Annotated in this window: 8 protein-coding genes; 6 read left to right on the top strand and 2 right to left on the bottom strand. The window is 35.3% G+C overall.

The window, feature by feature from the left end; all coding sequences use genetic code 11:
- Positions 1–368 precede the first annotated feature (368 nt).
- On the top strand, positions 369–1,667 hold the full coding sequence (locus tag LNP81_RS22515; RefSeq protein ID WP_230039524.1) for a family 8 glycosyl hydrolase: 1,299 nt from the start codon (positions 369–371) through the stop codon (positions 1,665–1,667).
- Positions 1,668–1,727: 60 nt separating this feature from the next.
- Here LNP81_RS22515 and LNP81_RS22510 read toward each other — a convergent pair whose 3' ends face one another.
- On the bottom strand, positions 1,728–2,285 hold the full coding sequence (locus tag LNP81_RS22510; RefSeq protein WP_230039523.1) for a DUF6624 domain-containing protein: 558 nt from the start codon (positions 2,283–2,285) through the stop codon (positions 1,728–1,730).
- Between the two features lie 43 nt (positions 2,286–2,328).
- The gene (locus LNP81_RS22505) at positions 2,329–6,399 is read right to left on the bottom strand and encodes a hybrid sensor histidine kinase/response regulator transcription factor (protein WP_230039522.1); all 4,071 of its coding nucleotides are present in this window, start codon (positions 6,397–6,399) and stop codon (positions 2,329–2,331) included.
- Between the two features lie 1,487 nt (positions 6,400–7,886).
- Here LNP81_RS22505 and LNP81_RS22500 point away from each other — a divergent pair.
- From LNP81_RS22500 to LNP81_RS22480, 5 genes are all read left to right on the top strand, one after another.
- A complete protein-coding gene (locus LNP81_RS22500) occupies positions 7,887–10,829 on the top strand; it encodes a SusC/RagA family TonB-linked outer membrane protein (protein ID WP_230039521.1) in 2,943 nt (980 codons plus the stop codon).
- 6 nt (positions 10,830–10,835) lie between these two features.
- Positions 10,836–12,443 (top strand): RagB/SusD family nutrient uptake outer membrane protein, encoded by a 1,608-nt coding sequence (locus LNP81_RS22495; protein ID WP_230039520.1) that lies wholly within the window; start codon positions 10,836–10,838, stop codon positions 12,441–12,443.
- Between the two features lie 32 nt (positions 12,444–12,475).
- Positions 12,476–13,543, top strand: coding sequence for a SusE domain-containing protein (locus LNP81_RS22490; RefSeq protein ID WP_230039519.1), 1,068 nt, complete (start codon positions 12,476–12,478; stop codon positions 13,541–13,543).
- Between the two features lie 81 nt (positions 13,544–13,624).
- Positions 13,625–14,722: a glycoside hydrolase family 53 protein gene (locus LNP81_RS22485; protein WP_230039518.1), complete on the top strand. Its 1,098-nt coding sequence runs from the start codon at positions 13,625–13,627 to the stop codon at positions 14,720–14,722.
- A gap of 3 nt (positions 14,723–14,725) precedes the next feature.
- A complete protein-coding gene (locus LNP81_RS22480) occupies positions 14,726–15,757 on the top strand; it encodes a glycoside hydrolase family 53 protein (RefSeq protein WP_230039517.1) in 1,032 nt (343 codons plus the stop codon).
- Positions 15,758–15,783 lie beyond the last annotated feature (26 nt).

Raw genomic sequence — 15,783 nt, 5'->3', positions numbered from 1 at the left:
CTTAAATAACATATTTGATGCATCATATTCTTTCTGTTAATCTATTAAATATATAATGCTATCTGAATTTCCTAATTTAAAGAAAAGTAAGCTCAAACTATGATGCTCACTTTTTAATTTATCGGTCTATTGACGGAAATAACAACGTAGGAATTAACATCATTCGGCTTTATAAAAAATCAAAAAAGACTTGAAAATTTAGTTCAGGGTTGTTGATTCAATATTTCAAACAACCGATTGCGTATTTATCCAATTTGTTTATATTTGTAATACATACACTTATTGTTAAAGCAGTTATCACTTTTTTAATCAGGATATGAAGATTCAAAAATTAAAGATGAAATAAATAAACATTTAAAAAGACAAATATGACTGCACAGTATCGTGATACAAATGAATGTTCGATTAGAATTCAGCTTTTTATAATCATTTTTACTTTGATAGTTCCCGTTTTTGTAATGGGGCAGAATAAAAGTAAAACAGAAAAATCAACACACAAAAAACCTCAATACCGAAATCTTTTTAAAGAATCAGGCTACAGCCAAATTGAAATAGACAACAAATTATCCAAAGCATTTTATGATGTTTTTGAAGGGCCTAATCGAGTGTATTTTAAAGAAGGCGATTCATTAGGATATGTTTCTGATGTTAAAAATAAAGATGCCCGTACCGAAGGAATGTCATACGGAATGATGATTGCCGTACAGCTCGATAAAAAAGAAATTTTTGATCGTCTCTGGCGTTGGTCGGTAAAATACATGCAACATCAAAACGGACCAAGAGAAGCTTATTTTGCATGGAGTGTAAATCCGGAGACTAAAAAACAAAATTCGGCTGGTTCAGCTTCAGATGGAGAATTATATTATATAACCAGTCTGCTTTTTGCATCTAATAAATGGGGGAATGGTACAGGAATAAATTACTACAAAGAAGCGCGAAGAATATTAGATGCCATGTGGAAAAAAGACGGCACTGACAATGTGCATAATATTATAAACACAGAACATAAACAAATCTCTTTTGTACCTGAAGGTGGCGGATATTACTGGACAGATCCCTCTTATCATGTTCCTGCATTTTATGAAATATGGGCCTTGTATGCAAAAGACGGCCACGAACAGTTTTACAAAGAATGCGCAGCTGTTTCCCGTGATTTTTTGCATAAAGCCTGCCATCCTGTAACGGGTTTAAATGCTGATTATACAGATTTTGACGGTGCCCCTCATCCTACACCCTGGATGCCTCCAGCATTTCGTTATGATTCCTGGCGTGTGCCTATGAATATTGCCATGGATTATACCTGGTACGGAAAAGATAAAAAATGGCAGGAAGAGTACGCCGAAAAATTTCAAAATTTCCTTAGATCTAAAGGATTAGACACTTACGAAGATCAGTTTAATCTGGATGGTTCTACTCCTGATTTTATTCTTCAGGCCGGACCGGTAAAAAAACTACGACATTCCATTGGGTTGGTAGCAACAGCAGCAACGGCATCATTAGTCAATAAGGACAAAGAAAGTATCGATTTTGTTCACGCTGTCTGGAACGCCAAACTCGAACCTTATGATGATGGTTATTTTGATCCTTATTATGATGGGTTAATGTATCTTTTTAGTTTAATGCACCTTAGTGGGAAATATCAAATTATAACGGCGGAAGGTAAATAATAGATTCTCCAGAAATAAAGATGATAATATTCTTTTTTATTTCTAAATAGTCAGACTGTTTCATACCCATCCAACCTGCTTTCGCCAGAGATTAAACTCCTCGTCGTCTGGGTGCAAGTCTATTTTATGAACTGAAGGAATGAATTCTACTATAGATTTTTCGTCGTGTGCGTTAAGTTGTAGTTCTTTGCGCAAGCGTATCATTTCGTTCTTATTTTCTACGGGATACATACCGCGGCTGTCAAACTGAGTGCCGAATTTCTGAGGTCTTCCTTCAAAATAACATATTCTGTCATGGAGATAAGCAAAGTTTTGCGGACTTACTTGATCAGCGGCTTCGGCTATTAGCGTATAACATTTTTTCATAAAAACCGGCAAACTGATGGCGTGCTGAACAATCAGCCATGCTGCCTGGCTCGCTTCTTCGCCAACAATTGATTTTGTAGGATATCCTATAGAATTGATAATTTCATCAAGTCGTGTAGCATTCTTTATATGCACGCGCTCCATATCAGGATTATAGCCAGGCGAAAGTTTCCCTTCTTTTAAAAGTTCTTCGCGTACTTCCAGGTCATGACGCGCCATTTCTATCAATTCTTTAGCGATGCGATTATCCATTCAATTATAAATTAACAGTTTGTTTATTCCTTAAAAATGCTAACTACGTAATATCTCTCTTCTGAATGATATTCAGTTCCTTATTAAACGAATTTCTATATTTTTTGATATACTCCGAAGGTTTCATGCCAAACAATTTCACGAATTGCTGACGAAAATAACGCTGATCTTCTATACCAACCTGAGGGCCAACCTGTGCGATATTAATATTTTCGGTAAGCATAATTACGGCAGCTCTTCGGATTCTGATCGATCGGATAAAAACATTTACGGTTTGTCCTGAAATGGCTTTGATCTTTTTGTAAAGACTGGAATGGCTCATTCCCATTGCAGCAGAAAAAGTCTTTAGGTTAAAGTCACTATTTTCAAGATTGGCTTCAACGATTTCGATACATTTATCAAGAAACTCTTTGTACTCAGTAGGAACTTTATTAACATTTTCACGAAGTGTAATACTATCCAGGAAATACTTGCGCAATTGTCCTCTGTTTCGTAGAACAGCATCTACACGCGCCAGAAGTATTTCGCTGTCAAAAGGTTTGGTTACATAATCGTCTGCACCTTCAGTAATACTTTGCAAATGAATGTCATTGCTGGTTGTAGCTGTGAGCAATATCACAGGAATATGGCTGAAATCATCGTTTTGTTTGATTTTTTTGCATAAATCCAAACCGTTCATACCTTCCATAGAAATATCGCTAAGTACAATATCGGGCATGTGTTTTTCAACAAGTTTCAGTCCTTCAATTCCATTTGCTGCCGAATACACAATATAATTTTTCGTGAAAAGCTGTACCAGATAATGATTCATTTCCGGATTGTCTTCAACAATAAGGAGCACTTTTTTTGTACTGATTAATGCTGACTGTATCGTTTCAGGATTTGAGGGCTGATCGTCACTTTTAGCTGTGTTTTGATTGTCTGCCGGCATTCCTTCCAGAAGTTCACCCACAAGAGGCGACATTTGCGGATGATTTTCATTGATGCTCATTGCTGCAAAATGACTTTTCCCTTTTGGAAGCGTAATAGTAAACGAAGTACCTTTTCCTAATTGGCTTTTACATTTTATTTCGCCATGATGTTTAGTCACAAAATATTTGGCGACATAAAGTCCTATTCCAAAACCATTGCTGGCTTTAGATTGACCTTGCTTGAATTCTTCAAAAATAGTATCAATATCACTCTCATCAATTCCGCTTCCGGTGTCCGATATAATAATCGAAACATCAGCAGTATTCTCGATAATTTCAATACTTATAGTTCCTTTATTTGGCGTGAATTTGAAAGCATTTGAGATTAAATTAAAAAGCGTAATCTCTATTTTTTCATAATCGCCATATATTTCGGCTGGTGTTTCTTCTTCAATAAACTGATAATTTAAACTTTTAACGGCTGCCATTTGCGTAAAGCTTTCGTAGATTTCACGGCACAAACTGTTTAGATTAATCTTAGAAATTTTTAATTCATCAAGATCAGTTTCTGCTTTTCTAAAAAGTAGCAATTGATCCGTAAGACTCAATAATCTTTTGGCATTTTTATAGGCGAGATTAATGTCGAGATCATCTTCAGAACGTTTTTTTCTGTCAATGGCGCTCTTTAGCGGATTTATAATTAATGACAGGGGAGTGCGCAATTCATGAGCCATATACGTAAACATAGAAAACTGTTTTTCGGCATGTTCCTTGTCTTTTTTATGCTCCATTCTGGCCAGTTTTATTTCGTAGCGCAATCTTTCCTTATTTTTATGATATCCTACGTAGGCATAAATCGCGCCTGCCGCAGCGATTAAATAAAACAGATAAGCCCACCATGTTCTGTACCAGGGCGGAAGAATTTTTACCGTTGCCAGCGTTACTTCATTGGTCCAATTTCCAAAAACATCGGTAGTTTTTACTTTAAAAAGATACGTTCCTTCTGTCAGTCGGGAATAATTTGCACGATTATTTTTTGAGGTATAATTCCAGTCTTTGTCCCATCCTTCAAGAAAATACGCCGTATTTATTTTTTCGGAATTGACATAATCAAGATAAACAAAATCAAAACTCAACGCCGATTTTTCATAAGGAAGTTCGGCAGCGCTTATCATTTCGAGTTTTTTTTCTGTGATATACGGACTGTCTAATTTTAAGGACTGATTGTTTACCAGCAAATCATTCAATAAAAATTTACCGGTATTTTTTTTGTCTTTTATATTATCAGGATCAAAAACATTGAATCCGTTTATACCGCCAAAAATAAATTCTCCTGTCGAAAGTTTCGTACCTGCATTCCAACTAAATTGACTGCCCTGAAGCCCATCAGAAACACCAAAATTTCTAAAAGTATTGTTCTTCGGATTCAGTCTTGAAATTCCGTGATAGGTACTCATCCATAAATTTCCTTTTTTGTCTTCAAGAAGGCGAAGGATAGTATTGCTCGAAAGGCCATTTTGTGTGGTATATTTTTTGAAAGTGCCTGTTTTTCTATTGAATAAAAGCAAACCACCTTCGACAGTACCAATCCAGAGATTTTTGTTTCGATCTTCGGTTATACATCTAATAGTATATTCTGAATGGTAGTTTTTTACTTTTTTTGTAGTGGGATTTATTTCAAAAAAAGAATTGAAAGTTCCGCCCCAGATTTTTCCGTCCTGAGTTTCATAAAGACAAGTAACATCGCGCAAAGCGGTACTATAGCAAATGAATTTGTTTTGTTTTTTATCAAATTGATATAATGCACCGGCGTTAGTAACGGCAAGCCACAGCGTTTTTTTCGAATCTATAAACAACAGCCAGGATTCCTGTTCTGCTTTTTTAGTAATTTGATTATAAATAGAGAAATTCTGAATTGCTTTTGATTTAGGATCAATTCTGCAAACTCCGCCTTTCCACATCGCAACCCAAATGGCATTATCATCATCTTTGACAATACTTGTAACAAAATTGCTCTGAATTTTTCTACCCGCAGTTGAGGTGGTCGAATAAACATCGTAAGTATTTTGTTTTCTGTTCCAGTATCGCATTCCGGCGCCATCAGTACCAATCCAGATATTTTTCTTTTCATCTTCACAGAAAGAAAGCATGAAGTTTGCGGCAGGATCTTCGTCTTCTTTATTGGTCAGCGGGTCTTTGCTTTTAAAATGATTAAAATCGAGCGGGTTTTTCCCCATCATGCTTACACCGCCACGCAAGGTTCCAAACCACATTTCTCCTGTTTTGCTTTCGAATATATCATACAAAGATTTACTGTTAAGCAATGAAACCGGACCGCTGGCGCGATATAAAACCGGAGTAGATTGATTTTTGGTAATCGTATAAAGTCCTGCACCATCAGTAGCAATCCAGAGTCTGTTTTGTTGCTGATAAAAATCACGTACGACTGTTTTTTCCGAAAAGTAATTTTTAGAATACGTATTCAGATTGTCATTATATAAGTAAGCGCCTTCGTCTGAACCAATCCAAAGTCCTTCATTTGTCAACTTAATGCAATTTGCGCCTGTAATTGTATTGTTGAGAAGCGTTAGTTTTTGTGATTTAATATTGTACTGACAAAGACCTGTTCCGGTTATAAAAACATAGAAGATTTGCTTTTTCGAATTATAAGCTATTGATCTTGCGATGTAATTTAATTTTCCGTTGAAAGGGATCGCCGTTCCAATTTTTTCTCCCTCTTTATAAATAACGATTGCTTCTTTTGTAGCAACGAGAATAATATGTAATGAGTGTACCGCAATGATTTCGTAAGCAGTAACATTGAGAGGTTTGATTTTTTTATTGGTATCATAATATTTCAATGGACTAAAAGAAGATCTTTCTGCATTAAAAATTACAGGTCCGGCAGTTGTTCCTATCCACAAATTATTTTCAAAATCACCTTCGATACAGCTAATGGCATTTCCCTGAATAGAATTAGGATCGGTATGAATGTGGCGGTAAATCTTAAAATCGTTACCATCATATCGGTTTAGTCCATCAAAAGTTCCAAACCACATATACCCATTTTGATCCTGATATATAGAGGCAACAGAATTGTTCGAAAGTCCCGATGAAATATCAAGATGTCTTATCGGGTAATTTTGTCCGGATGCATTTATGTGCAGAAGACTAACAACAAGAAAGAACATTAACTTATTCATAGAAAATTTTTTAAAAGCGTGCTGTTCTTTGATATACGAAAAAATGATAGGGATGTAATCAGAAAGCGGAATCAATTTTTTATGTGAATATATTTGAAATCTGTATACTTTGCGAAATTAACACAATTATTAAGTAATGTTTAAAAACACTACCGGTTTTTTTAGATTAACGATAACTGTTGATTATGCATAAAAATTTAATTAAACACATAGAAACATAGATTTTATGATTTTGAAAAAGATAGATCAAAAAACTAGTTTCTCACACATAGTCCCAAAGCGCAATATTATTAAAGTAAGTCGGATCTATAGAATTAATACATTTTAATCAGGAAAATAATTAGAAAAATCCGTTTTTATCAGCGTTTTCGCTTTAGCGAATCAGTAAAATCAGCGTCTAATTTTGACGCGGATAAAACAGATTTACTTCGTAAAAACGCGGATTAAAACGGATTTTATTTGTAATAATTTTATTTTGTAAAAGTGTAACTTAATGACATTGCCGAAGCCTCGGATAGATTTTAATTAGAAAAATCCGTTTTTATCAGCGTTTTCGCCTTAGCGAATCAGTAAAATCAGCGTCTAATTTTGACGCGGATAAAACAGATTTACTTCGTAAAAACGCAGATAAAAACGGATTTTATTTTCTAAAAGCTTACTGTTTTTTAACGCAGAGAACACAAAGATTTTTATTTAAGATTGCTTTAAAAAAAACACAGAGAACGCAAAGCTCGATCAATAGAAAGCTTTTGAACTTGTGTTTTATAAAAAGTTAAGAGTAAAAAAACTTAGCGCTCTTTGCTGTAAAATTTTTTTCTTTCTCTAAAGGGTTTAGTTTGATATATTAATTGTTTTTTACCGCAGAGAACACAAAGATTTTTATTTAAGGTTGCTTTAAAAAAACACAGAGTTCGCAAAGCTAAATGAAGACAAAGCTTTGCGAACTTTGTCCTTTTTAAAAGCTAAGAGTAAAAAAACTTAGCGCTCTTTGCGGTATAATTTTTTTCTTTTCCGTAGTTTTTTTTGAGAATATACCGGTTAAAACCTACAAACGATTTGATTATTAAATCGATTATTTTAAAGCTTAATTATTGATATTTTGATTTTTTTTAAACCAAAAAAATAGATAATATGTTTTTATGAAGTGTTGTAGAGACACTTTTACGAAATTGTCCCCTTTTATAAATGAATTTTTCCCTGTCTAAATAGCTTGCTCTGTATTTAATTTGCAGAGTCAGTTGATAAGCTATAACGTTTGAGTAATACTACTTTATTTTTCGACCATAACAAGTCAACCAAAACAAACTAACCAATTATCGTAACCAAAAACAATTTAAACATGACCAACACTTCAATTACAATTTACAACGGGAAACACTTTCCTAAACACTAGACTTATTTTAAAAAGCAGATTATAGTCCTGACTTATAAAATTCTGCAATCATTTTGTAACCAACACTAACTTAAACCAACCCAATTAAAAAAGTATGAAAAGAATTAAAAACAAATTTTTACTTTTATTACTCTTACTTCCTTTTTGTGTTTTTGCTCAGAACACTATTAGCGGTGTTGTTTTGGAACAAGGATCCAAACAGCCCATACCAGGAGTAAACATAAAAGTATCAGGGGCAAACATTAGTACCTCTACCGACTTTGATGGAAAATTTAAATTATCCGGAGTAAAAGCAGATAGCCAGATTACGTTTTCTTATACCGGTTATTCCAATCAGACTATTCCGGTTGCCGGACAAAAAAACATAACCGTATATCTCGAAGAAGATACTAACTTACTAAAAGAAGTAGTGGTTCAGGTAGGTTACGGAAGCGTGAAAAAGAAAGATGCGACAGGATCTGTTGTCGCACTTACGACCAAAGACTTTAACAAAGGAAATAATATTACTACAGAAAACCTGCTTAATGGTAGAGTTGCCGGTTTAACCGTAAATTCAACGGGTGCTCCGGGTTCTAGTTCTCAAATCAGAATTCGAGGCGGAAGTTCGCTTTTTGCAAGTAATGATCCTCTTATTGTTATCGACGGATTACCTCTTGATAATACTACAAATACAGGATCTTCTTCGTTTTTAGCTTCATTAAATCCTGCAACAGTAGAATCTATTACGGTTTTAAAAGATGCATCGGCTTCTGCAATTTATGGTTCTCGCGCTTCAAATGGTGTTATTATTATCACGACCAAAAAAGGAAGCAAAACATTATCTGTAGATTATAATGTACAATATGCCGCAGGAACGCTGACTAAAACGGTAGATGTTTTTAGTGCAGATGAGTTTAGAAGTGTTATCGCAGACAGAAGAAGCGATGATTTAAGTAAACTGGGAACTGCAAATACAGATTGGCAAAAAGCAATTTACAGAAACACCGGAACAATCGATCAAAGTTTAGCCATAAGAGGAAGTTTATTCAATATTATTCCAACGAGTTTGACTTTAGGAAATACAGATCAGCAAGGTCTGCGTTTGACGAATAATTTCAAAAGAAATACGGTTGGTTTAGTCATGAATCCTGCTTTCCTTGACAATCATTTAAAATTGAGACTTTCGGCGAATTATACCAACGAAAAAAACAGATTTACAGATGCTGTTGAAGGAGCTGCTATTGGTTTTGACCCGACTCAGCCCATAAAAGTTGAAGGTGCGCCTTATGGTGGTTATTTTGAATATACTACCGGAATTGATTCTAACGGAAATTATCCTTTAGTTTCAACCGCAGCAAGAAATCCTGTTTCGCAATTGTTGAACACCAATGACAGAGGAACGAATGACAGAATTTTTGGAAATTTTGAAATGGATTATAAATTCCATTTTTTACCTGCTTTAAGAGCCGTTGTAAATGTTGGTTATGATGAATCGAATGGAGACAGAAGAAGATTGGTTGGTGCTGATGCAGGTTCTGCTCCGTCAAACAACAACATTCCGTATGGTACAAATGAATATACAGAAGCCACTAGAAAAAATAAATTATTAGATACTTATTTAGTGTATAATAAAACTTTTAAATCATTGAATTTTGAGGCGACAGCTGGTTATTCCTATCAAAAATTTCAAAGTTCAAAATTTGAAACCGGTAATATCCTAAACCCGGATTTACCATCAACATTTCCTGAAACAACTTTGGATACAGATGTAGTTTTATTAGGATTCTTTGCCAGAACAAACTTAAATTTTAGAGATAAATATTTATTAACGCTTTCTTACAGACGAGATGGTTCTTCAAGATTTGAAGAAGCAAACCGTTGGGGGAATTTCCCTTCTGTAGCTTTTGCATGGAAAATCAAAGAAGATTTCTTTAAAGAAAGTACCGTATTATCGGATTTAAAATTAAGATTAAGTTACGGTATTACAGGACAACAAGATATTCCTGAGCCAAATGGATATTTGCAGAAATATCAGGTGGGTAGCGGAAACTCTGAGTACTATTTTGGTACAAGTCCGGTTCCGGTTGCACTTCCTTCAAAAAGAACAAACAATTTGAAATGGGAAGAAACTACTTCGTACAATGCAGGTCTTGATTTTGGATTTTTAGACAATCGTTTATCTGCCGGACTTGATGTGTATTACAAAGAATCGAAAGATTTATTGGTAAATGCAGCAATCTCTGATGGTAGTAATTTCTCTAACCGTGTGTATCAAAACGTAGGAAGCTTTACCACAAAAGGGGTCGAGTTTACGCTTAACGCGAATGCCATTAAAACAGAGAATTTCAATTGGAATATGAATTTTAATATTGCCAAATTCGAAAGAAGAATCAAAAATCTGGTAAACGGAAGTGATATCTTTTTAGGAGACAATATTGCAGGAACGGGAACTCCGGGACAAATTTTCAGAGAAGGTTACACACCTTATTCTTTCTATGTTTATAAACAATTATACAATAATGAAGGAAAACCAATCGAAGGTGCTTTTGCAGATTTAAATGGTGATAATATTAGAAATGATTCAGATAAATACATTTATAATAATCCTGATCCGGATTTTACTTTAGGATTTGCATCTAATATGAATTATAAAAAATTCGATTTTTCATTCAATTTAAGAGCCAGTATTGGTAACCGAATTTACAATGCCGTAGATGCCAGCAGAGCACAATATGATGCTATGGAAAACGGTGGGGTCTTAAGTAATGTTCCGTCTCAGATACTAGATACTAATTTTCAGACTACTTCAAGTGTTGTATTATCAGATCTTTATATCGAGAATGCTTCTTTCTTAAAAATGGACAACATTACGTTAGGTTATACTTTAAACAACTGGTTAAACAGTAAAGCATCGTTAAGATTTTCGACTGGAGTTCAGAACGTTTTTGTTATTACAAAATACAGCGGTTTAGATCCTGAAATTACTAATAACGGTGTAGACAAAACAATTTATCCTAGACAACGATCTGTTTTATTTGGTCTTAATCTTAAATTTTAATAAAAGATGAAAAAATATATTTTAATAACAATTTTAGCATTGACTACCGTTTTTCATTCTTGTACAGATGACTTAAACGTAGTCTCTGAAGATGATGACGTTCTTTCGTCTGATGTTTTATTTTCGACTCCGGACGGATACAAAAAGGCTTTCGCAGGAGTTTACGGAAATTTAACTTTAACGGGAGTTTTGGGTCCAGATAATTCTTCGCTTGAAGGTGTAGATGCAGGAACAAGCCAGTTTACAAGATGTTTATTATACATGCAGGAATTAACGACAGACGAACTGGTTTGGAGTTATGAAAATGACGGAGGAACAGCAGAATTACAACGTAATATCTGGACACCGGCAAATCCTGTTATTCTGGGAATGTTTAGCAGAACCATGGTTTCTGTTTCGTATGCCAACGAATTTTTGCGTCAGAGCACGCCTGAAAAATTAAGTTCAAGAGGTATTACAAATGCTACAACGCTGGCAGATATTGCACTTTGGCGTAAAGAAGTTCGTGTTTTAAGAGCGTATGCGTATTATAACATGATGGATTTATTTGGAAAAGCACCAATGTATACCGAAAATGATCCTGTAAATTTTGCCGGACCTGAGTTTAACAGAAAACAATTATTTGATTTTATCGAAAGTGAATTAAAAGCAGTTTTACCAGATTTAAAAGCAGCCAGAACAAATGAATACGGACGATTAGATCAATCTATGGCGCGTATGATTTTGGCAAAAATGTATTTGAATGCTCAGGTTTATGTTCAGGCGAATCGTTTTGATGACTGTATTACAATGTGTAACGAAATCATTGCAGGCGGTTATACTTTGAAACCAAAATACCTGGACAATTTTAAAGCAGATAACGAGAACTCAGAAGAAATTATTTTCGGAATCCAGTCAGATGGAGCAGTTTCTCAAAACTGGGGCGCAACAACGGTTTTAACAAACGGACAAATTGGTGCCTGGGAAAACAATGGTGCCGATTTTGGAATTGGCGGTTGGACTGGAGCACTTAGAATAAGAAAAGAATTTGCGCAAAAATTTGATGGTGTAAAATTCAGCCAAGACACAAGAAATACTATAGGGAAAGGTGTTGCGGGCGATCCTGCAAAACAAAGATCTATTGATATTGAAGATATTGGTGTAAAAACACAAGGTTACATTTTATCTAAATTTTCGAATAAAACTACCGCAGGAGTAAACGGAATCAGTTCTACTTATGCTGATACTGATTTCCCATTATTCAGATTAGCCGATGTATATTTAATGTACGCAGAAGCGACTTTAAGAGGCGGAAACGGGACAACTGCTCAGGCATTAACTTATGTAAATGCTTTAAGACAAAGAGCGAATAGTAATTCGACTATTGGAAACATTACTTTAAGCGAATTAACACTTGATTTTTTAATTGACGAAAGAGCGCGTGAATTACATTGGGAAGCACACCGAAGACAAGATTTAATTCGTTTTGGAAAATATACCGGAGGATCTTACAATTGGGCGTGGAAAGGAAACTCTTCAAAAGGAATTTCGATTCCGGCTTACATGAGCGTTTTCCCTATTCCGGAAGGATCATTGGGAGCCAATAGAAATCTGACTCAAAACACGGGTTACTAAAACTTTTTTTTTTAACATAAACGATACAAAAAATGAAACACATATATAAAATTTTTATAGCTATTGCTTTAGTTACAGGACTTTGGTCTTGTGAAAACGAAACAGATTTGATGATCCTTGAGCCTCAGGAAGCTGCTTTCTCTATAATTACACCTGATAATGGTTCTTCGACTGTTTTAAATAAAGACACGCCTAACAATACTGCCCTGACTTTTACCTGGGAAAAAGTGAGTTACGGTACACCAACTATCGTTACTTATACCGTACAGTTTGCAGCGAGTAATACAGAATTTGCAGCTCCCGTAGATATTACGTCTTCGACTTCTACTCATGCCAGTATTACAGTAGCAGAACTTAATGCAAAAGCACTTGAATTGGGGCTTACGCCTGATGTTGAAGGAACAATCGATGTTAGGATTAAATCTACGGTTGGAACAACACTTTCTGAGCCAAAACTTTCTACGCCAATCACTATTGCATTAACGCCTTACAGAGGTGTATTCCCTAAAATTGATTTGTTTTTAGTAGGACCTGGAACCGCTGCAGGATGGAGTGTAACGAGCAACAATATGCCAATTTACAGAGATACAAAAGAAACGGCAAAGTTCTATTATACAGGATTTTTTAATAAAGATGGTTTTAAATTAATTGAACAAATTGGATTCTGGGCTCCGGCTTACGGAACAAATGGTGCAAAAGTACAATACAGAGCAACAGAAAGCGATACTGATCCGGGGGTTTTCCCTACAGCAACTTCAGGTTATTATAGTTTTGAACTTAATCTTGAAGAACTAACCTATAAAATTGAGCCATATACAGGACCAATGACAACGTATGCCACAATTACTTTGACAGGATCTGTATTAACAGGCGATGACACCGGATGGAATATGGATGTTCCTTTAGTGAAATCTGATTTTGATGGACATATCTGGAAAGTTACACAAACTTTAAAAGCCGGAAAAATGAAGTTTAAAGCTAATGGCGGATGGGATGTAAGCTGGGGTGATAATGGCGGAGATATTATTGTTGAAGCTGGAAAATATGAAATCTGGTTCAATGACTTAGATGGTCGTTATACATTCATTGCAACTCCATAATTGAATTAAAAAAAAAGAGAAGCCTCAGCTTATTTTGAGGCTTCTTCTAAATTCAAAATTTCAATCATTATAACTCCTATCATGAAAAAATATATAAAAATTCTTGGGTTAATTGCGATCACTGCGATTCAGTTTTCGTGCTCGAATAATGATTCGGCCGATACAGAAGCGGTGAATCCGCCGGATGCAACGGATACTTTTATCAGAGCATCAGATGTTTCTTTTCTTCCTCAAATGGAATCTTTGGGAACTAAATTTTACAGCAATGGCAAAGCCGAACCAATGCTTACAACACTAAAAAATGCAGGTTGTAATACCGTCCGAATTCGTTTATGGAAAAATCCTGTAAACGGTCGTTCCGGTTTAAGTGAAGTAAAACAATTGGCACAAAAAGCAAGACAAGCCGGTTTAAGAGTTTGGCTTACCGTTCACTATTCTGATAATTGGGCAGATCCGGGAGAACAAACCGTTCCTGAAGAATGGAAAAATTTATCTTTTGCTGATTTAAAAACAGCCGTTACCAATTATACATCAACTATAATGACAGAAATCAATCCGGATATTATTCAAATTGGGAATGAAATCAATAGCGGATTATTGTGGCCACAAGGAAATCTAATCAGTAACGAACAACAATGTATCGCTTTATTAACTGCGGCTAGCGCAGCAGTTCGCAGTAAAGCGCCCAACACAAAAATAATGATTCATTATGCAGGTGTAGATGGCGGTGCAACGGATTGGTTTTTTACTAAAATGAAAAGTATCGATTACGATTATATCGGGTTATCGTATTATCCGGTTTGGCACGGTAAAGACTTAACAGTAGTAAAAAATACTATTGATGCTTTGGGACAGAAATTTGGTAAAAAAGTCCTGATTGCAGAAACTGCTTATCCTTTTACTTTATTGCATAATGACCAGACGAATAATATTGTAGGAACAAACGATCAGTTGGTAGCGGGTTATCCGGCAACTCCGGCGGGACAAAGAACTTTTGTTACGGATATTAAAAACATCGTAAAAGCATCCCAATTCGGACAGGGATTTGCGTATTGGGGAGGCGAGTGGGTTGCTTTTAAAGGGCCACAATCGACAAGCGGTTCTACATTCGAAAATCAGGCTTTATACAGTTTTGATAACAATGCCTTATCAGTAATGCAGGCTTTCAGTAAAGAATAAAATATGAAAAAATCACTTAAAATTGGATCTTTTTTAATGCTAATGGTACTTGCATTTACTTCTTGTAAACCAAAAATGATTAGCGAAAAAAACTCCTTTTCAAATGGAGCAGATGTAGGCTGGCTGCCACAAATGGAAGCAACAGGCTATAAATTTTATGATGCAGACGGTTCTCAAAAAGACTGTCTGCAATTATTAAAAGACCGAGGAATAAACACCATTCGTTTACGTGTTTGGGTAAACCCGAATAATGATAAAGCCAGCGGACATTGCAGTCCGGAAGAAACGGTTGTTATGGCAGTTCGTGCGCAAAAAATGGGAATGCGTATCATGATCGATTTTCATTACAGCGATTCATGGGCAGATCCCGGCAAACAAAATAAACCTGCTGCATGGGCAAAACATTCTTTTCCGGAATTGTTAACCGATGTTTATCAGCATACTTATGACGTTTTGAAAATGCTGAAAAAAGCAGGAGTAACGCCGGAATGGGTTCAGGTTGGAAATGAAATCCCAGGCGGTATGCTTTGGCCGGAAGGCAGTACAGATAATTTCAGTCAGCTGGCGCAATTACTGGATAAAGGATATGAAGCTACGAAAGCGATCGATCCAAAAATTAAAGTAATTGTTCATTTGGATGAAGGAAATAAAAGTGAAAAATTCAGATGGTTTTTTGACAAAGCGACTGAAAATAAGGTAAAATATGATGTAATTGGTTTATCGTATTATCCGTATTGGATCAAAACTGATTATCAAAGTACTATATTAGATTTAGAAAATAATCTAAAAGACATGGCTTCCCGTTACAATAAAGAAGTGATGGTGGTTGAAGTTGGTGGTGATTTCGAACAAGTACAAAACACTAAAGAGATGCTTGAAGCTACTATAAAAGCGGTAAAAAGCGTGCCTGATAATAAAGGATTAGGTGTTATTTATTGGGAACCACAAGGCGAAAAAAGCTGGAGCGGTTATCAATTGAATGCCTGGCTTTCTGACGGGAAACCGTCGCCGGCATTGGATGCTTTTAAAGAATAGAAATTTTTTAAATTAAAAATTAAAAA

The sequence above is a fragment of the Flavobacterium piscisymbiosum genome (assembly GCF_020905295.1).
GTDB lineage: Bacteria > Bacteroidota > Bacteroidia > Flavobacteriales > Flavobacteriaceae > Flavobacterium > Flavobacterium piscisymbiosum.
The sequence above is the reverse complement of the archived record's forward strand: the minus strand, read 5'-3'. Positions and strand labels throughout refer to the sequence as shown.